The following is a 19,575-nucleotide window of genomic DNA, read 5'->3' on the forward strand; positions in this document are numbered from 1 at the left end:
GAACCGGCCGGCTTGCCGGGATGTCGCGAAAAAGCATGCGCGGGCAATGACCTGAAAGCGATCAGGTCGCCAACTCGCTCGTGAGCGCGATTTTTCAAGCCCCGACCAGCGCCTTGGTCGTCGGCAGCAAGGTCTGCTGCACCACGAGGCCGCGGGCGCGGGCGTCCATGACGCCGACTGCACGCAGCGCCAGCAGCGTCACGGTCTGCACCGCATCGCGCATCTTGGCGGGATCCCCGAGATTATCGGGCGCGAGCGGCCCGACCAGAGCCTCGTGCAGTGCGCCGAGCAAGGCGGTGGCGGCGAGCGCGGTGTCCTGCGCCGGAAGGTGACCGGCACGCACGGCGGCGTCGATCCGCGCGGCCATCTCGCCGGCGATCTCGCGCCGGCTGGCAAGGCGGGAGGCGCTGACATCGACATCGACGGGCTCGGCCAGGATGCCCCAGGCCAGCCGCCGCTGCGACAGCGTATGCACCGCCACGGTGGTGACGGCGGCCGCCAGCGCCGAGGACGGCCCCGGCGCGGCATCGGCCGCCCGCCGGATCGCCGCGAGCTCGTCGCGGGAGACCTCGGCGATGAGCTCGGAAATCAGGTCAGCCTTGGAGGGGAAATAGCGATAGACCGTGCCGGCCGCGACATTGGCCCGGACCGCGACCGGCGCGATCTGCACCGCCGCCATCCCGCCTTCCGATGCCGCCTCCCGCGCCGCCGCCAAGATCGCACTGCGCCGGGCCGCAAGGCGCTTCACCACTTGATGCGTCCGCCGATAAACCATGGCGCGCTTCCTGTCCCACACGCCCGCCGCACGCCCTGCGGCCCAGCGCTTCGTCACGTCGAAAATCAAATCGCCCCGCAAGGACTGAACAACTATTCAGGCGAGATGACAAGATGCAAATGCGTGAAGCGCCATGGGTGAGCGGGCTGGAGCGCCACTCCGATCGCGAAGGCCGACGAGGGCTTGCTCGCCCCATCTCGCGACCGAGCTTGCTGAAGAGCGGAAATGCCGCCCGTGAGAACATCGAGCCCACCATTGGCGGGAACTGTCGACAGGCGGATTGGAGAGATGGCTGGGACCGGGGAGAAGAACTGCTACTGCGCGATTTCCATCTGGAAGGATCTCCGCTCGATCTCGCCAGCATTTCGGCGAAGAATGAAAGTTGCCGTGTACGTGCCAAGCGGCCAGACGGAGCCTACCCGCTTCCTTCCGGCCGCGATAAAATACTGGGCCTGGTCTCGCGGCAGCTTTGGTGCTCGGTACTCAGCGATAACTAGTCCCTGAGGCGATCTCAGCTCAAGAGCTTGCTCGTCTTCCGCCTGAAGCCCGATTGCGCGAACATACGCAACTAAAGCGGCAGAATGAGAGCTAGGCGGAGATTGCTTGATCTCTCCGGTCTCGATCTCGTCCATGGTGACCGCTCGGTCAGCAAAGCCGGCATTGATGATCTCGGTCGGCCGATAGTTCGAAACGGGGTCTAGCGTGGACTGCCACAGCGAACGACCGACGTTGCATTCGCCTTTCGCGGCCGCCTCGGCAAAGGGATCCACCACAGTTCTGTCATGCCTCACCGTAAAATGCAGGTGTGGAAACTCGGTGTTTCCGGACAGACCCACCAGCCCAAGTGCCTGCCCGGACCTTACGCTGTCACCGGGCTTTACTCTGAGACTGCCTTTGGCCATGTGACAATATTGCGTGCTCCAGCCATTTCCATGTTCGACGACTGTGCCGTTGCCGCATTCCCTGCCGGCTATTGCGGCTTTGCCGAGGACTTTGACCGATACGTCATCCATGCCGTCGCGCGTGTGAGCAACGCGCCCCGAAGCGGCAGCAACGACCTCGACCCCTTTCCTCTGAAAGTCCAGATCGGGTAGCCGGATGTCGGTGCCATCGTGGCCGTCATAGGTTCGGTGACCGCATCGAAAGTCCAAGGTCTTTTCCGTGGGATCATGGTCAACGTAGTTTTGGATGAAGCACGTCGTTCCCAGGTTGCAGGCAACCGGCCAAGCAAAATGTTGCAGTTCGGAGCTGCTGGGTGCCGTCGCGCAAGTCATGACCGCGCAAAGCGCCGAAGCAGACACAGACGTTCTCATCCGATCTGTCCCGTTTTTTTCCGGACCGTGCCGTGCGAGACAACGCACCGTCCCGAAGCGGACATACGTGTCGGGCTAAAGAGCGATCGATAGCATTGCACGAAACTCACGCCCTGACCAAGTGGTTGAACGCCTGCTTGGGCATCTTTGAGCGCGCGCTGCCATCGCTGTCGAGAGTGTCGAGAGGCTGTGTCTCGTGACGGGAACCAGCCTCCAAAATGGTGGCAAATTGACGCAAGCAAACTGGCATCGACGTCATTGCTGTCTCACTGCGGTCATCCACGCACGAATAGACCGCAATCGAAGCGGCGATCGAATCAATTTAGGCGCTTGAAATTCAGACTCCAAATTTTGAGTCTAGTCCTCGCTATCTTTTGCTCGTGAGCAGGCCGCCGCTTCGAAACTGGTTTGGTTGCGCTACTATGCTTTACATCCACAAGTTATTCTGTATTGTTCACAACCGAGCGTTGACGTGCGCTGGCTCGCGTTGTTGCGGAGGCATCGATGTTTGGGGGCCGTGGTCGTGACTGGCGTTCGCAATACACTTGTTTGCGCAGAGTTCGCTCATCGCGCGTCGGCAAAGGCCGTCTGGTCATTTCCACCATCTTGTAATGCCGAAAGTTCGGACTGCCTTTCGCTGCGGTCGAACGGCGGTGGAGTGTCGAGTATGCGAACGGAGTGTCGACATGAAGCGGCACATGGGCGTCGTCCCCGCACTCCTCCTAATATTTCAATGGTCCGTAACTGAAGCGCGATCCTGCACACTTACGACGTGTCGCGCGGTAGCAACCGCTTGCTTGGGTTCATCCTGTAACCGAGATGCAGTATGGAGCATCATTCCGCATCAGGAGGGCTTGGTCCAGATGGTGGCAGACAACAAACCTCCGCTTGCATACTTTCTAGATGAACTACCAGCTGGCTTCGATCCTTCCCAGGTGACGAATGGCGCAAAGGAAGTTGCGATTGCGAGGGTGCGCGCGCTCGACATTCCAGTCTGGCTAGGAAGACGGGATAAGTCCGGCGTTGTGCCCATTCAACGCTCTCGCGACAAGAGTTTTGTCCGATTGCGGGTTCTTGAAGTGCGAAGCGGTAGCGCCGCCGTCGGCAAGACTTATGACGTCTATCTTGGCCAGTGGGACCGCGAGATGATCTATCCGCTCACGCCGGATCAACTCGCACACGACTACGTCGTCGTCATGTACTCCGATCCAAATGATGGAAAATACCGGCTCGTCGGGTTTCCGATCAGCAGCGCACAACACAAGGATTGGATGGCCAAGCGCTCGGAATACTGGCGCTCAGGGTACAGGAAATAAGATCAACTGATGGGGGAATGCAATGGCGTGGTCTGACGTCAAGATCAGATAAAATTCTATGGCCCGGACGCAGACGATCTGGGCAATGCGACGGGTTTGGACGGTATGCCTCCAACCGTCAACGGCATCGAGCCCTACGGCCCGCCGTTTGGTTTGGAACGATAACGGCTACGCGCGGTTCACATCGCACTGCAACATTTGTCGGGTGGCCGACATTTCGGGCAGGCACCCGAGGTGCACGAATGCCCAAAATGATCCGGGGACGCCGGCGTCCCCTCTCCAATCTGCGCACCAGTCATACGACAGGCCTTTCCCTATCGGTCGCTGCGGCGGTGGCAGCAGGGGCGCTTGCGGCGGCGGCCCTCCTGAACCGTCACCTCGCGAAGAAAGCCGAGAACGACAACCCGCCAGCCGGGCAGTTTATCGAGGTCGATGGTGCCCGGCTTCACTATGTGGAGCGAGGCTCAGGCGAGCCGCTCGTGCTTCTGCATGGGAACGGGAGCATGATTCAGGATTTCGAATCCAGCGGGCTGGTCGACCTGGCTGCCAAGAGCTACAGGGTCATCGTCATCGACCGCCCCGGATTCGGTCATAGCAGCCGCCCGCGCAATATGGTCTGGACCCCCGACGCCCAGGCGGAGTTGATCCGGCGAGCACTCGATCGACTCGGCGTTTCACAGGCGATCGTTCTGGGACATTCCTGGGGTGCATCGGTCGCCGTCGCCCTGGCTCTCAAGTTTCCCAAGCTGGTACGCGGCCTGGTTCTCGCCTCGGGCTATTACTATCCAACCCCGCGTGCAGACGTCGTCGCGATGTCCGTTCCCGCAATCCCGCTGGTGGGCGAAGTTGTTGGACACACGATATCACCTCTTGTCAGCAGGCTGATCTGGCCGCTCATGATCGCGAAGATGTTCGGACCGAAGTCGCCTCCCACAAAGTTTGAGCAGTTCCCGAAAGAGATGGCGCTCCGTCCGTCGCAAATCCGTGCTTCTGCCGCCGAGTCGGCCCTGATGATCCCGGACGCCTTCCATTTCGATGATCGGTACGGGGAGCTTGGAATGCCCGTGGTCATCATTGCGGGCCAGGACGACCGGCTCATCGATATCGAACAATCTGCCAGGCTGCATTCCGACGTTCCGCGAAGCGCCTTTCACCGTCTTGCTGGCAATGGCCATATGATCCATCAAACGGCAACAAACGAAGTGATGGCGGGGATCGACGAGGTTGCGCAGCTGGCGAAGGCGGCTAAGCCGCAAGCAGCTCGCGAAGTGTCGTCATGATTTCCGTAGGGCTATAGGGCTTGGGCAAAAACCGTCCGCCTTTCGGCAGATCTTCAGGATGGAGTTTGACCTGGCCCGAGGTGGCCACGATCAGGATCGGGGGCCAGCGGTGACGAACCGCGGCAGCAAGCATGAGCCCGTCCATGCTGCCCGGCATCTGGATATCGGTGAACAAGACCGTGATGTCGAAGCGGCGTTCAAGAACGGCAATGGCTTCATCCGCATTCGCCGCTTCGACGACTTCATATCCCTCTTCGATCGTTTCGATCGCGTTCATCCGGATCAGAAATTCATCTTCAACGACGAGGACGACCGCTCGTTTGCTCGCAGAATCCATTGGCCGTTACGCTCCACTTGAATTAACGTCGCCACGGCAGCCATGATCTCTAGAGAACGCGGCCGGTTTGCTAGAACCTTTTGAAGTCGGCGGAGTTGGCCGACGGCTGCGACTCGCAGCATCCCTCAAATTTCGCTTTGCTGTCCTCCGCACGGACAATGTTGCGCCCCGGGCTAATGGATCGCGGCCGATTAAATTCATACTCCGAGGAAAAACATGGAAGCGCAGAGCGACAGGCTGGCCGAGGCAGTTCCTGTTGAGTCCCCGGTGCCGGTCTGGGATGCCGATCATCTCCGCCTGGCTGTTACTGCAGCCGGGGTTGCACTTTGGTCGTGGAACGTGGACACCAATCGGCTCACGATGGACGAAAGGGCTTTCCACCTGTGGGGTGTGCCGCCCAGCGGTTCAGTGACGTTCGACGACCTTTCTTCGCATATTCACCCTGCAGATCGCGACCGCGTGAAAGCCGCCTTTGCAGCGACGCGCGCCATCATTGGAGCCTATGAAATCGACTTCCGCATCATGGTCGGCGAGGAGGTCAGATGGGTGTCGGCTCGCGGCCAAGGCAACGATGCAGATATCGTCAATCGTGTCATGTATGGCATCTTTCTCGACGTGACCGGACGAAAGCAAGCGGAAGAAGGCCACGAACTGCTGGCGGGGGAAATGAGCCATCGCGTGAAAAATCTGCTGGCCATCGCTTCCGGTCTCACGGCCATCACGTCACGGTCCGCGAAGACGACGTCCGAAATGGCGAAGGAACTGACGCATCGGCTCACCGCGTTGGGTCGAGCACATGATCTGGTTCGCCCACTACCGGGCCACGCAGGAAAAGCTGCGCTTCTTGGAGACCTGTTGACGGTCCTGCTCGCGCCTTATGACGACATGGGAGCATTTAGCGGCCGGGTGCGGGTTTCAGTCCCTCGCACGGGCGTAGGGGAGCAGGCGGCAACGACGCTCGCACTCGTGATCCATGAACTGGCCACCAATTCGCTGAAGTACGGGGCCTTGTCGTCGCTCACAGGCACATTGGATATATCCTGCGCCCCCGACGAGACCGAGGTGGTGATATTCTGGACTGAACGTGGCGGGCCGCCTGTCGTATCTCCGACAGGTGAAACCGGATACGGAAGCAAGCTGCTCAACCGCGCCATGACCCTGCAGCTTGGAGGCTCGATTTCGTGCGACTGGAGCGCCTCGGGGGTGATAGTGAAACTCAATATGACCAAAGACAGTCTCGCGCATTGAGGTGGCAAGGAAACGTGGTACCCCCGCGCCGGTCATTCCGGATGATGAGATCCAACGTGTGGCTTCATGAGGCCGGCTTTCGGGGCTGATCTGACACCGTTCCATTGATGATCGGGGAGCCGGACGCTTCGGCGCCCTTTGAACGCTCACGACGTGGAGCGGGCTGAGCCAATCTGCGTTCTCCAGATATACCTGGAAACGGAGGAACGTGGCTTCCTGGCGAAGGTTGGTCTGATGGAGACAGAATCTTCGCAAGCCGCGGGACAGTCCCCGTCGCGGCCGGTGCGGCGTCACGCCCGCCCTGGTCGCGGCCAGTCTATCCCTTATCGCGAAAGAGGCATATGTACAGGCAAAAGCCGGTCGATCTCCGCAATTCGCTGAATATGACCGATCAAGTGCAGGTCAGGGTCCTGCGCAGGCGGCTCAAGCTATCGGATGAGCAATTTAGAAACGTCGTTCGCAAGTCCGGCAGTTCAATCCGCGCCATCATCAAGGAAGCCGGCCGTCTGAAATAGGCCTCAGGTCCGGTCCGCAGCCAATTCGAGCCAATGAATCGAGGCAGTCCTTGAGCATCAAAATACAGGTCGGTTTCGACATGACCTACGACTTCCAGCAAGTCACACCATTGATTGCTGTCGTCGGCATGCATTTCACCCGCGCGTCCGACATCATTGTGCCGGATCACCTCGTCACCGAGCCGTCCGTGCCGATCTCGCCATATCGAGACGGCTTTGGAAACTGGTGCAGTCGGTTCGTTGCGCCCGCCGGCCGCATGCGCCTTTCCGCCAATGGTACCGTGCGCGATAGCGGCTTGCCGGATGTGATCGTGCCTTCCGCGGCGCAGTGCGCGGTCGAGGATCTGCCGCCTGATACCATCGTTTATCTGCTTGGCAGCCGCTACTGCGAAACCGATCGGTTGTCCGACATCGCATGGAAGCTGTTCGAGAAAGTGGCGCCGGGTTGGCCACGGGTCCAGGCGATCTGCGATTTCGTGCACAATCACATCGCCTTCGGCTATGAGCACGCGCGGCCCACCATGACGGCTTGGGAAGCATTCAACGAATGCAAGGGCGTCTGCCGCGACTATGCGCATCTTGCCATTGCATTCTGCCGCTGCATGAACATTCCGGCGCGCTATTGCACCGGCTATCTCGGCGACATCGGCATCCCGCCGCCCCATGCCCCCGGGGACTTTGCAGGCTGGTTCGAGGCCTATCTTGGCGAGCGCTGGTACACCTTCGATGCACGCAACAACACGCCGCGAATCGGGCGCGTCCTGATCGCGCAAGGCCGCGATGCGGCGGATGTTCCGATCGTCCAGACTTTCGGACCCAACACGCTCGTCAGCTTCAAGGTGTGGACTGACGAGCTTGTGTGAAGCGCTCGCCTCGGCGATTGGCTGCCAGGCGGCCGAGATTGATCTCGCTAATTGGTCGGAAGACTGTTACCACAGCTTCCATCACCGCGCGCTACGTGGCTGTTATCGGTGACTGAGAGCTTTGCGCTCCCGCCTAATCCCAGAGAAGGCGGTCAGATGGCAGATTCCGACAAGTTCGACATCCGTGAGTGGCTCGTGCCGCCTCTGTTGGTGCCCGTCTTCCTCGTCCTGCTGGTCGCGGTGACCGCCATTCTACAGTGGTAAGTCCGTTCAATCACATGCGTCGGAACTGCAAACCGGGGCCTTGAACCGGATCAGGTCAGGCGGGAGCCCAACATGGCAAACACGGCGATCATCAGGGATGCCTACGGGGTTCCGGCAATCTTCGTTGGTTCGAAGACTGGCCGGGACGATGCGCCCTTCGTCTTCGTGAGGGTTGGAGGTGAGGAGCGCCGAATGCGTTGGTCCGAATGGGATGCACTTCCGGCGTGGACCGGTGAGAGCCCCACCTGGGCAAGTAAAGCCAAATAGCTATGGAGTGCTCGGCATGAGAATGGTTCGAACAGGCACATGGACCGCTGCCCTTTTGCTCGCATCGGTACTGGGCCTCAACGCGCCGGCAGCTTTTGCCAAGGAGCCGAATTGCCGCGCGGTCGAAAGCAGCAGCGCGCGACTTTCCTGTTACGATGCGGCATTTCCTCCGAGAGCCGGGAAGCCAGCCGAAGCCGGCATCGAGTCATCGTCAAGCATCAGGGATCCATTGCTCGCGGAAGACGCCCGAACCGCCGCGAAGCTCAAGAGCATTTGCCGCGGCTGCTGAGTTTTCAACAAAGTGCTCGCTATCCGGAGGATAAAGGCGCACTGTTTCACGACCATCGAGCGGCCCTCAGCATCTATCGGTGGAGTGAACGCAAGTCGCGCTCTCGCTCAAACTCGCAGCGGAGCGCCACATGCCCCCAGGAAAATCCTCGACATTCGAATACCGCCTCGCGCAAGAGGCGATCAATCTGCGCCTACAGGCCGAAGGGATGCCCATTGGCGTCCGCCGCACGGAGCTTCTGCGAAAAGCCCGGCAGATCGATGTGGCCGGGGAAATCAACAATTGGCTGTCCTCCCCGGGTCTGCAGGCGCCCTCGTGAATTTATGTCTCGCTTTCGTCCGGCGTGATGAACTTCAGCACGCCACGTAGAGACCAACGTCTATCGGGATTTTACTCTCACCCTCCCGGGGCTGGTAAGCCGCCGCCTGCGCTTCATTTAAGCGGGCGGCGTTTTTGTTAGAACGGTATGCCGTTGGACGCGACGTCTCGCGGTTGACAGTGATTTCCATACTTTCTGAAACGCCGCTGGAAGAACGGCTTCAAGCTGATCACCTGTTCGAATCCCTGGGCTGATATCGCCGACAGAGACGTGCCACCGGCGACCGGCCTCGGTCATTCAATGGTTCCGGGCATGCGGATGTCGGTGATGAGCGCGTCAATCCGCTCGCCTGATGCGATGTACTCCATCGCATCATCTGCGGTGCCTGCTTCAACGACTTCAAACCCCGTGTCTCGAAGCTGCTCTGCACGTTAAATCGGATGAACCATTCGTCCTCCGCATCGCCATTCCCCAAAAAAAACGGGGAACCAAATCCCAGCGCGGGGTTTGCATTGTTCCGTTCCCAACCATCAGCGCAAACTGATCCTGCCGGATCACATTCACTGAAGGGGGAGCGGATTTGGTGCCCCTGGAGCGACCGGTCGGCCGCCTGAGGACCACCTAAGGCCAGGGAGGTATAGGTGTCATGGACGAGATCGAAGCAAGAACCATCCGCAAGGTGATGTGGCGGTTGCTGCCGTTGCTCTTCGTCTGTTACTTCGTCGCCTACCTCGACCGGGTGAACGTCGGTTTTGCCAAGTTACAGATGAACGCTGCGCTCGACCTGTCGGAGGCGGCATACGGTCTGGGCGCGGGCCTGTTCTTCGTCTCCTACTTCTTGTTTGAAGTACCGTCCAACCTCGCGCTGGACAGATTCGGCGCAAGGCTCTGGATTGCCCGCATCATGTTCAGCTGGGGCATCATCTCTGGCCTGTTCGCCTTCATCCCGGCGATCTCCGGGGCGACCGGGCTCTCGACAGAGTGGGTGTTCTACATCCTGCGTTTCCTGCTCGGCGTGGCCGAGGCAGGTTTCTTTCCCGGAATCATTTTCTACCTGACTTTGTGGTTTCCCTCGGTTTACCGTGCCCGGGTGGTCTCGCTGTTCATGCTGGCCATCCCCTTTTCGGCAATCGTGGGCGGACCGGTTTCCGGGGCTCTGCTGAACATCTCTGGCGCCGGCCTCGATGGCTGGCAATGGCTCTTCATTCTCGAAGCGTTGCCGTCGATCCTGATGGCCTTCGGTGTCATCTTTTACCTGACTGACAAGCCGGCCCTCGCGACGTGGCTCTCCACAGATGAAAGGGGCTGGCTCGAACGACGGTTGGAGGCCGAGACGCAGCACAAGGTGGCAGTCGAGCACGTGGGCATCGTCAAGGCGCTCACCGACCTTCGCGTCCTCACCTGCGCGTTCGTCTACTTCTGTCTCAACGCAGCGAGCTATGGCGTCGCGTTCTTTCTGCCGACGATCATCAAGGACTTCGGCGTCAGCAACTTCCAGACCGGCCTGCTAGCCGCCGTACCGTTCTTGTTCGGCGCGGTCGGAATGGTCCTGCTCAGCCGCAACTCCGACCGAACGTTGAGGCGTCGGGAGCATGTTTGCTTCGCCATGCTTCTCGCCGCGGTCGGTCTGGCGGGGGCGGGCCTGGTATCGGCGCCAGCGCTGGTGCTCGGCTTGCTCTGCCTGAGCCAGATCGGCGTTTCCGCGACGCCTCCTCTGCTGTGGCCGATACCGAGCGCCTTCTTGACGGGCACTTCAGCTGCGGCGGGGATCGCCGCGATCAATTCGATAGGCAACCTGTCCGGGTTCGCCGGGCCATACATGATGGGCTACCTCAAAGACGCGACCGGCAACTTCACGGCCGGGCTGCTGGTCCTGGGCGGCTGCGCGCTTGTCGGCGGCATTGTGGCGCTCACTTTCAAGGTGGATCCGAAGATGGAGGTCGCGGGCACGACGAAGAGAGGATTGGCCAAGGCGCCAGCCCACTGAAGGAGCGGGCCGTTGTCAGAACCCTCGGGGAACTGCGATCCGGGGAACCCAACACGCGCCATCAAACTCGATTTCCGTCCAGATCAGGCCAAACCCATCGTCCACGCGCCCCAATTGTACAGGGTACGTCAAGAAAATATTAGAGGAAGCCGGCTAAGGGTCTTTCAAGAGGGGTTCACGGATCCCGGACTTCTCGGTGGATCGACAGAGCGGCGCGGGATCGAGGCTTTTTCCTCGCGGTCTTGATGCTCGACATGCGTGAGCAGCGATGCGTGGATGTGCCGACTCCATCGTCCCCGTCAGGTCAGGGGCCGGGGTGACAAATCAATCGAGCGAAGTTCGACGCTTGTGGATCGCGATCGCCATTGTCGCGGCCATCGACCTCGTATGGCTTCGCGTCGCCGGAATGGCGGTGGCTATCGATCCAACGCAGGCAGTTACGTTCTGCGCGGCCGTTCTGCTCTCCATCGTCTACACGAGGTTGAGGCCGGATCGGCGTATCGCCGAGCTGGCGACGGCCTGCGCTCAGGTCATTGCCTTTACGGCCGCTGGAGCGACGCTCAGTTATCTGACCGTCACTGCAAAGTTTCCGCTGGTCGATGCCCAGTTGTCCCGCCTCGACACCCTGCTCGGACTGAACTGGCTGGCATTCTTCGAATGGGTCGAGGCCAGACCAACGATCAAAGAGGTCCTCACAATCGCATATCACAGCTGCATGCCGCAGGTCGCTGTCTTGCTGCTGTGGCTGAGTGCGTGCGGGCGCTTCGAAAGGATGCGCGAATTCGTCTGGCTGTTCGTGACATCGCTCCTCGTGATCATTCCAATTTCATGGATATTCCCGGCAGCGAGCGCGTGGGTCTACTTTGACGTCGTCGGGCGCGCCGACGCGTATCATCTGGCCGATTTCAACGCACTCCGTAACGGCGAGATGACGCGCATTTCATTGACGCAGGTGAATGGTCTGATCACATTTCCTTCGTTCCACGCTGCGCTGGCCATCATCCTGATCTACGCCAGCCGAGGCATGAAGGTGCTTTTCCCGGCATTCCTGGTCCTGAACTTGCTGATGCTGGCTGCAACACCAACCGTCGGCGGCCACTATTTCATCGATATCATCGCGGGCGCTTGTGTCGTCGCTTGCCTCGCATGCCTTCGCCAGCTTCGCTGGGGCACTTTGCTTGCGCGATGGAACACCACCCCATCCCACGCGGCCGGATAGCAATCCGCGCTCTGCAAGGGAGCCCGGAGCCGATCAGACGCTGGCATGCAGTGCGGAAGTCCCGCCTCGAACAATGATCGAACTTAGAGACCTACAGCGGTAAGCTGCGGATGCGAGCGCGACGCAGCTCCGAGCTGCAGAGCAGATGGTAAATGAATCCTTGCACCGCCTGACCTGAAGGACCGGTGCGGTTTACCCCAACTTAAATGCGATCATGCTCAGGTTCCGATGCGCTTTTGTGCGTGGTGGATCACCCCCGGGACTCCAATGTCGGTTTCCGTTATCAGCAGCGTTCCGGTCCGCGGCGTCGCGCGATGGCTTTTGCCGGTCGGCATCGGCGTCGGCGTGTACCTGTTCTTCCTGGGCGTCGGCGACATCATGCTGCGGGATTCGGATACGCTGTGGCAGATCAAGATCGGGCAGTGGATCCTCGAACACCGCGCGATGCCCTACACCGACATCTATTCGTTCACGCGCGCCGGCGAGGCATGGATCTCGAGCTCCTGGCTGTCGCAAGTCCTGTTCGCACTGGTCTACGAGCCATCGAACTGGTCGGGCGTGGTCATCCTGACATCGCTCGCGATCGGCGCGACGGCGGCGATCTTCGTTTACCTGCTCGAGCCCTATCTGGAGCCGGCACGCGCTTTCGTGCTCGTCACCCCCCTCCTCTTCATGTCGATGGGTCATTTTCTCGCGCGCCCGCACATGCTGGCGCTGCCCGTCATGGTGGCCTTCGTCGGCGGGCTGCTGGCGGCCGCAGATCGGCGTAGCGCGCCGTCCTGGCTATTGCTGCCCCTGATGGCGCTGTGGGCCAATCTTCACGGCGGCTTCGTCATGGGCCTCGCCCTGATCGGAGCCATCGGCCTCGATGCGATCGCGTCCTGCGATCGCAAGGACCGGATTGCACTGGCGGCGCGCTGGGCCGCGTTCGGCCTTGCCGCGCTCGCCGCAAGCTGCTGCACGCCCTATGGCTGGAACACGCTCCTGGCGTCGACCAAGATCCTCAGCCTCGGCAAGCTGCTCTCGCTGATCTGGGAGTGGATGCCGGCCGACTTCAGCTCGCTCGACCTGTTTGGCGCCAGCCTGCTCGGCTTGATCGCTATCGGCTATTACAGCGGGGTGGTGCTGTCATGGACCCGTATATTTCTGCTGCTCGGGCTGGTCTGGGCGGCACTCAACCACGTCAGAAACATCGAGGCTTTCGCGCTGTTGACGCCGCTCGTGCTGGCAAAGCCGTTCGCCGAACATTTCGGAGTGACGAGAGCGCTCGCGCTGAAGGGAAGCGAGGCGCGCCCCTCCTTTGCCCTGACCGCAATCGCGGCGCTGGCCATCGTCGCGGCCGGCTGGAGCATCACGCGGTCCTATGCCACGCCGAGCCGGTATGCGTTCATCGGCAATCAATCGCCAGCGGCCGCGGTCGACGTGCTCGAAAAGCGGCACGCGCAACGGATCTTCAGCACCGCTCCGATCGGCGGCTATCTGATCACCCGCAACATCAAGACCTTCATCGATGGCCGCGCGGAGCTTTATGGCGAGCAGTTCGTGCTCGACTATTTCGATGCCGTCGAGGGCAAGAACGTGGACACCCTGCTGCGCCTGCTCGAGACTTACCGGATCGACGCGACGCTGCTGAATACCACCGTTCCCGCCGCAAGAATCATGGACCACCTGCCGGGATGGAAGCGGCTCTATGCGGATGATGTTGCCGTGGTGCACGTCCGCGACGACGCGCCGACGCAGCTGCCTTCCGCATCACGGTGAGCCCAAACAAGGCCGCCAGCTCTCGCGGGCCTTCGCCGACGCAAAGCTTACCCCAAGTCATCCTTCGGCTGCAGCGGCCCCTCGGGTCGCTTTTGCAGCGGGATGTCTGAGGCTCATCACAGCTCGCCTGCCAAAGCGCACGTCCCGAACCATGCACCTCGGCCGATTGTCCGGCTGCAGGCGCCGCGCACGAAAAAGAGCCCCGCCAGGGACGGGGCCCTTCGTTATTCCAGTGGTCGTCCGGCCTTACTTGAGGCTGGTCGAGATCGAGCTGAACTTGGTGTTCAGCGTGCTGCCGAGGTTGTTGACGACAGTGATGATCGCCAGCGCGATGCCGGCGGCGATCAGGCCGTATTCGATGGCGGTGGCGCCGGATTCATCCTTGAGGAAACGCGCAACGAGGTTCTTCATAGAGTGCTCCAAATGAGTACACGAGGCTACAACTGATCTGGTCTTTTCGGCTTCCCAGCGCCGCCCGACCGTGGAGGCGAACCTAGAGGCAAAGAATTTCGCCGCAGTTAATTCGACTGCGTAAACACCGAGCGGATTGCGTGTATTCGTCGATGGTAAATCGAATTCCAAAACGATCCGTTAAATTGTCGGGATATGAAGCCGGCTGAAGCGGCCGATTTACCCGAAGTTATGACCGGGCGTGGTCCAATGCCGCCCGCTCGGGCCGACAAGAACGACAGGACGACGAGGCGGCATGTCCCTTTCCTTTGCCAACAGCATCGCGGTGCAGGGCCGTGCGCGCGCCCTGGTGCCGCTGTGCGTCGGGGCCGGCGCCTATCTGTTCTTCTTTTTTCTCGGCGACACGCTGCTTTCCGATTCCGACTCGTTCTGGCAGATCAAGATCGGGCGATGGATCCTCGACCACGGCGCCATGCCAACCGCCGACTTCTATTCCTTCACGCGGGCGGGCGCGCCGTGGATCTCGACCTCGTGGCTGTCGCAGGTCGCATTCGCCTTCTTCCATGCGCAATGGGGCTGGGCGGGTCCCGTCATCCTCTCCGCGGCCGCGATCGCGCTCGCGCTCGCGCTCCTCGTCCAGCTGCTCGAGGCGCATATCGAGGCACCGCGCGCAGTGCTGTTCGCGATGCTGGCGCTGCTGCTGTCGATCCACCACGTGCTGGCGCGCCCGCATATTCTGGCGCTGCCGGTGATGGTGGCGTGGGTCGGCCTGCTGATGGCGGCGGCGGACCGCAGGAGTGCGCCGTCCTGGACCTGGCTGCCGCTGATGGCGCTGTGGGCGAACCTGCATGGCGGCTTCGTGCTCGGGCTCGCGCTGATCGGTCCGATCTCGCTCGAGGCGGTCGAGCATGCCGAGAAGGGACGCCGGCTCGCGCTGTTCATGCGCTGGGTGCTGTTCGGAATCGGCGCGCTGGTCGCGAGCTGCTGCACGCCCTATGGCTGGCGAACGCTGCAGGGTGCGTCCAACATCCTCAGCCTCGGCGAGGTGCTGACGCTGATCTTCGAATGGATGCCGGCAAACTTCGCAACGTTCACCCCGTTCGAAGGCGCCCTGCTGGCGCTGATCGCATTCGGCTATTATCGCGGTCTGGTGCTGTCGGCGCCCCGGATCTTCCTGATCCTGTTCCTGACCTGGAGCGCGCTGACCCATGTCAGGAGCATCGACGCCTTTGCCTTTTTGCTGCCGCTGGTGCTGGCAAAGCCGCTCGCCGAAATGTTCCCACGGCCCAAGCCCGACGCGGCCGGTGCCGACAGCTGGCCGGGCCGCTACATGACAACGCTCGGCGCGCTGGCAATCGTCGCGGCCAGCTGGACCTCGACCTCGCTCTATTTGGGGCACCACCGCTTCACCTTCACGATGACGCAGACGCCGGTTGCAGCCGTGGACCTGCTCGAGCAGCGCAAGGCGCAGCGCATCTTCAACGCCTATCAATTCGGCGGCTATCTGATCTCGCGCGATATCCCCGTCTTCATCGACGGCCGCGCCGAGCTCTATGGCGAGAAATTCGTGATGGATTTCTTCAAGGCGACCGAGGGCAAGAAGCCCGAGCTGCTGCCGCGCCTGCTCGACGAGCACAAGATCGACGCGACGCTCCTGGTCGCTGATGCGCCGGGCCCGCAGATCCTCGACCAGCTCAAGGGCTGGAAGCGGATCTATGCCGACGACATCGCGGTGGTCCATGTCCGCGACACCGCGACCGCGGCGCCTTCGAAGTGAGGACCTGCTCGAGGGCGCCCACTTGGACGTGTCGCGACGACGGAGGTGCACTCACCTGAGCGCGCGCTTCGTCCTTCGAGACGACCGCTTCGCGGTCTCCTCAGGGTGAGGCTAAGCAGCATCAGTTCGTTGAAACCAGCGCAACACACTCGATCCTCATCCTGAGGCCCGCCACCGGCGGGCGTCTCGAAGGATGGCTACAGGCGAACTCGCTCCCATATGGTTTCTTTCAGCAAGCCGACCCTGACAGATCCGGCGCCCCCCGATCCGGACCGAGCCGCGGCGATGTTCTTGTTCGCGGTGCTGGCGGCTGTCTCGCTTCTTCCGGTGCTGCTGACCCCTATCCCGGCGATGGTCGATTATCCCAATCACCTCGCCCGCATGTATATTCTCAGCCAGAACGGCACCCCCAATGCCAATCCGCATTACGAGGTGACCTGGGCGTTCTATCCCAACCTCGGCATGGACCTTCTGGTGCCGCAGCTGGCGCGGCTGATGAGCGTCGAGAGCGCCACGCGGTTGTTTCTCCTGCTGAGCCAGTTGCTGATCGTCACCGGCGCGCTTCTGCTCGAATGGGTCCGGAAGGGGCGCGTCCGTCTCGCCGGCTTCGCTGCGCTCGCTTTCCTCTATTGCCTGCCGTTCAGCTGGGGGTTCGTGAATTTCGAGTTCGGGCTCGGCCTCGCGCTCTGGGGCATCGCCGTCTACCTGCGGCTGGCCGACGGCCCCTGGCCGCTGCGGTTCCTTGCCAATCTGATCTTCGTCACCGCGCTCTACGTGGCGCATTTCTTTTCGCTCGGCATCTACGGCGCAACGCTCGGCCTTTTCGAACTGTCGCGCATGTACCAACGCAAGGTCGCGTATCCCGTCGCGGCCGCGCGGCTTGGCGCCTTGGCTCTCCCGGCGCTGGCGCTGCTTGCGATCATGCATGTCACGGCAGGCGCGATCGGAAGCGACGGCAACGATTGGTTCGTCGCATTCAAGCCGGTCTGGCCGCTCCGCATCATGAACGGCTACAATCTGACGGCCGCGGCGGTGACCGGACTCGTGCTGATGACCGCGCTGCTGTTCGCCGCAAGGCGCGGCGTTCTCAGGCTCGATCCGGCCGGGATATGGCTCGCGAGCGGCTTCGCGCTGCTCTACCTCGTCATTCCCTCAAAACTGTTCGGGACCTCGTTCGTCGATCTTCGCGTGATCCCCGCCGCGGCCCTGATCCTGCCGGCGTTCTGCTCGCTGTCGCTTCCGAGCAGGGCCTGGGGAACGGCGGCGCTCGCCGCGACCAGCGGCGTCATCCTGCTCAATCTCGCCGTCGTCTTCGCGGTCTGGCTGCCTTATCGCGCCGACTACGCGGCGATCATCGCCTCGTTCCAGAAGATCGACCGCGGCTCGCGCGTTCTCGTCGGCAGCACGGGCAACAACGGCGATCCGCCCTTCGCCGACCTCACCTCCTATCCGATGTATTATGCGCCGACGCTGGCCGTGCACTACGCCGACGCATTCGTGCCCAACCTGTTTACCGAAGAAGGCAAGCAACCGGTGCGGCCGCGCGCGGCGGTGCGCGATATCGCCATCCCCTATGGCGGCCCGGTGCCGTTAGCCCTGCTTGCCGCCATCGCCACGGGTCAGCCGCCGGCGGACGCTCCCCAGTTCGTCCGCAGCTGGCACCGGGATTTCGACTACCTCTATGTGCTGGGACCGCCGGCCGCAAATCCGCTGCCGGATCTGCTGCATGTGCTGGAGAGCTCGCAGCGGTTCGTCCTCTACAGGATTCGCCGCAAGCCCTAGGAAAGGCGCAGCGGCACGGACGTGGTTAACCGGGCTTCATCATTTCGCTCTGTCGCGCGCTTGAGCCATGCTCCGGGCGATAGACCCTTAACGGTTGCGGCAAGGCGGCCTTAACCAGGGGCTCATAGACTTCCGCCCCTGCACCCCAATCGGACTCTTTCGCATGGCGGCCAGCTCCAGATCGATCCGCTACAGCCTCGTCATTCCCGTGTTCAACGAGGAAGCCGTGCTGCCGGTGCTGTTGCGACGGCTCGACCAGGTCATGTCCCGGCTCGACGGGCCGGCGGAAGCGATCTTCGTCGACGACGGCAGCAGAGATTCCAGCCCGATCGTGCTGCGCGCGCTGGCCGCGCGCGATCCGCGCTTTCGCTACATCGGCCTGTCCAGGAATTTCGGCCATCAGGTCGCCATCACCGCCGGCATGGACGCCGCGCAGGGCGACGCCGTCATCGTCATGGATGCGGATCTGCAGGATCCGCCCGAAGTGATCGAGCAATTAATCGCGAAATGGAAGGAGGGCAACGACATCGTTCACGCCCGCCGCCTGTCGCGCGAGGGAGAGAGCCGCTTCAAGCGCGCGACCGCGCATCTGTTCTACCGGCTCCTGGGCAGGATGTCCTCGGTCGGCATTCCCGCCGATGTCGGCGACTTCCGACTGATCGATCGCAAGGTGCTGGATGCGCTGAAGCAGATGCCCGAGCAGGATCGCTTCGTGCGCGGCATGATCGCCTGGCTCGGCTTCCGGCAGGCCGAGGTCGCCTTCCACCGCCTCGAGCGCGCCGCGGGCGAAACCAAATACCCGCTGTTCAAGATGATCCGCCTGGCGGTGAACGCCGCGCTCGGCTTTTCCGATCTGCCGTTGCGGCTCGCGATCTGGTGCGGATTGACGGTCTCCGGACTCGCGCTGCTCTATGGCGGCTGGGTGGTCCTGTTGTGGCTCAGCAAGGACAGCCATCTGGTGACCGGCTGGTCCTCGACGATGGTCGTCGTGTCGCTCTTGTGCGGCATCAACATGCTGATGACGGGTATTGTCGGGCTCTATGTCGGGCGCATCCATGCCGAGGTGAAGCGCCGCCCGCTCTACGTGGTGCAGGCCCGCATCGGCTTCGACCGCGACGCGGCGTCGGCGACGCCCGCGATCCACGCCGTCAACGAGTGACCCCGCGCATGGCCGAGCTCTTTGACGGATATCACGACAACTACCGCGATGTGGTTCAATCCTCGATCGACTTCTCGGGCCTGCCGCACGACTTCTTCATGCGCGCCAAGGCCGATCTGCTGCGCGAGCTGATCGCGCAGAGGCTCGGCACGGTCCGGCCGGACATGCTGGACGTCGGCTGCGGCGTCGGCAGCCTTCACCCGCTGCTGCACGGCATGGTCGGCGGGGTGAGCGGCATCGATGTCTCGTCCGCCAGCCTGACGCAGGCGCGCGCTCGCAACCAAGGGGTCGACTACCGGGAGTTCGACGGCCGCAATTTCCCGTTTGCCGACGCCAGCTTCGACCTGGTCACGGCCATCTGCGTGATGCACCATATCGTGCCGGCCGAATGGGCGAGGTTCATCGCGGAGATGCGGCGCGTGACACGCCCGGGCGGGCTCGTCTGCGTGATCGAGCACAATCCGTACAATCCGCTGACGCGCCTCGCCGTTGCGCGCTGCGAGTTCGACCGGGACGCGGTCCTGCTCGGTGCCGGCACGTCCCGGAAGCTGATGGCGGCGAGCGGCCTGCGCGAGATCGGCGTGCGGCACTTCCTGCTGCTGCCCTGGGACAGCAAGCCGGCGCGACGTCTCGAAGCGGCCCTCAGCGGGGTCTGGCTCGGGGGCCAATACGCCGCCTTCGGCACGGCGTGAA

At 62.0% G+C, this 19,575-nt stretch carries 17 protein-coding genes; 13 read left to right on the top strand and 4 right to left on the bottom strand.

The features are described from left to right. Positions 1-94: 94 nt before the first annotated feature. Positions 95-775, bottom strand: a complete 681-nt coding sequence (locus tag AC3WLX_RS16480; RefSeq protein ID WP_492337306.1) for a TetR/AcrR family transcriptional regulator — start codon at positions 773-775, stop codon at positions 95-97. Between the two features lie 314 nt (positions 776-1,089). After that, a complete protein-coding gene (locus tag AC3WLX_RS16485) occupies positions 1,090-2,076 on the bottom strand; it encodes a M23 family metallopeptidase (protein ID WP_492336737.1) in 987 nt (328 codons plus the stop codon). Between the two features lie 875 nt (positions 2,077-2,951). Between AC3WLX_RS16485 and AC3WLX_RS16490 the strand changes: the two genes are divergently transcribed. Then, positions 2,952-3,404, top strand: a complete 453-nt coding sequence (locus AC3WLX_RS16490) for a hypothetical protein (protein ID WP_291623103.1) — start codon at positions 2,952-2,954, stop codon at positions 3,402-3,404. A gap of 251 nt (positions 3,405-3,655) precedes the next feature. After that, positions 3,656-4,684 carry an alpha/beta fold hydrolase gene (locus AC3WLX_RS16495; RefSeq protein ID WP_492337307.1) on the top strand — a complete coding sequence of 343 codons (1,029 nt, stop codon included), beginning with the start codon at positions 3,656-3,658 and terminating at the stop codon, positions 4,682-4,684. Here the strand turns inward: AC3WLX_RS16495 and AC3WLX_RS16500 are convergent. Then, positions 4,650-5,021, bottom strand: a complete 372-nt coding sequence (locus tag AC3WLX_RS16500; protein ID WP_291623105.1) for a response regulator — start codon at positions 5,019-5,021, stop codon at positions 4,650-4,652. The two genes, AC3WLX_RS16495 and AC3WLX_RS16500, sit on opposite strands and share 35 nt — an antisense overlap. Before the next feature lie 216 nt (positions 5,022-5,237). Between AC3WLX_RS16500 and AC3WLX_RS16505 the strand changes: the two genes are divergently transcribed. The 7 genes from AC3WLX_RS16505 (at position 5,238) to AC3WLX_RS16535 (ending at position 13,753) form a co-directional block, all read left to right on the top strand. Further along, positions 5,238-6,269 (top strand): sensor histidine kinase, encoded by a 1,032-nt coding sequence (locus tag AC3WLX_RS16505; RefSeq protein ID WP_492336738.1) that lies wholly within the window; start codon positions 5,238-5,240, stop codon positions 6,267-6,269. 341 nt (positions 6,270-6,610) lie between these two features. Beyond that, positions 6,611-6,784, top strand: coding sequence for a hypothetical protein (locus tag AC3WLX_RS16510; RefSeq protein WP_492336739.1), 174 nt, complete (start codon positions 6,611-6,613; stop codon positions 6,782-6,784). Positions 6,785-6,840: 56 nt separating this feature from the next. Beyond that, positions 6,841-7,647, top strand: a complete 807-nt coding sequence (locus AC3WLX_RS16515) for a transglutaminase-like domain-containing protein (RefSeq protein WP_492337308.1) — start codon at positions 6,841-6,843, stop codon at positions 7,645-7,647. A 950-nt stretch (positions 7,648-8,597) separates the two neighbouring features. Then, on the top strand, positions 8,598-8,786 hold the full coding sequence (locus AC3WLX_RS16520) for a hypothetical protein (protein ID WP_291623111.1): 189 nt from the start codon (positions 8,598-8,600) through the stop codon (positions 8,784-8,786). Between the two features lie 646 nt (positions 8,787-9,432). Continuing rightward, positions 9,433-10,773, top strand: a complete 1,341-nt coding sequence (locus tag AC3WLX_RS16525; protein ID WP_492336740.1) for an MFS transporter — start codon at positions 9,433-9,435, stop codon at positions 10,771-10,773. A gap of 316 nt (positions 10,774-11,089) precedes the next feature. Beyond that, positions 11,090-11,992 (top strand): phosphatase PAP2 family protein, encoded by a 903-nt coding sequence (locus tag AC3WLX_RS16530; protein ID WP_492336741.1) that lies wholly within the window; start codon positions 11,090-11,092, stop codon positions 11,990-11,992. Between the two features lie 267 nt (positions 11,993-12,259). Beyond that, the gene (locus AC3WLX_RS16535) at positions 12,260-13,753 is read left to right on the top strand and encodes a hypothetical protein (protein WP_291623118.1); all 1,494 of its coding nucleotides are present in this window, start codon (positions 12,260-12,262) and stop codon (positions 13,751-13,753) included. Positions 13,754-13,999: 246 nt separating this feature from the next. Here AC3WLX_RS16535 and AC3WLX_RS16540 read toward each other — a convergent pair whose 3' ends face one another. Continuing rightward, entirely contained in the window at positions 14,000-14,164 is a 165-nt protein-coding gene (locus AC3WLX_RS16540; RefSeq protein ID WP_492336742.1) for a Flp family type IVb pilin, read from the bottom strand. 295 nt (positions 14,165-14,459) lie between these two features. Between AC3WLX_RS16540 and AC3WLX_RS16545 the strand changes: the two genes are divergently transcribed. From AC3WLX_RS16545 to AC3WLX_RS16560, 4 genes are all read left to right on the top strand, one after another. Further along, on the top strand, positions 14,460-15,941 hold the full coding sequence (locus AC3WLX_RS16545; protein WP_492336743.1) for a hypothetical protein: 1,482 nt from the start codon (positions 14,460-14,462) through the stop codon (positions 15,939-15,941). 219 nt (positions 15,942-16,160) lie between these two features. Then, positions 16,161-17,723 carry a hypothetical protein gene (locus AC3WLX_RS16550; RefSeq protein WP_492336744.1) on the top strand — a complete coding sequence of 521 codons (1,563 nt, stop codon included), beginning with the start codon at positions 16,161-16,163 and terminating at the stop codon, positions 17,721-17,723. A 163-nt stretch (positions 17,724-17,886) separates the two neighbouring features. Next, on the top strand, positions 17,887-18,882 hold the full coding sequence (locus AC3WLX_RS16555; RefSeq protein ID WP_492336745.1) for a glycosyltransferase family 2 protein: 996 nt from the start codon (positions 17,887-17,889) through the stop codon (positions 18,880-18,882). Positions 18,883-18,890: 8 nt separating this feature from the next. Then, on the top strand, positions 18,891-19,574 hold the full coding sequence (locus AC3WLX_RS16560; protein WP_492336746.1) for a class I SAM-dependent methyltransferase: 684 nt from the start codon (positions 18,891-18,893) through the stop codon (positions 19,572-19,574). Position 19,575 lies beyond the last annotated feature (1 nt).

The organism is Bradyrhizobium sp. FW305-F6, assembly GCF_058782905.1.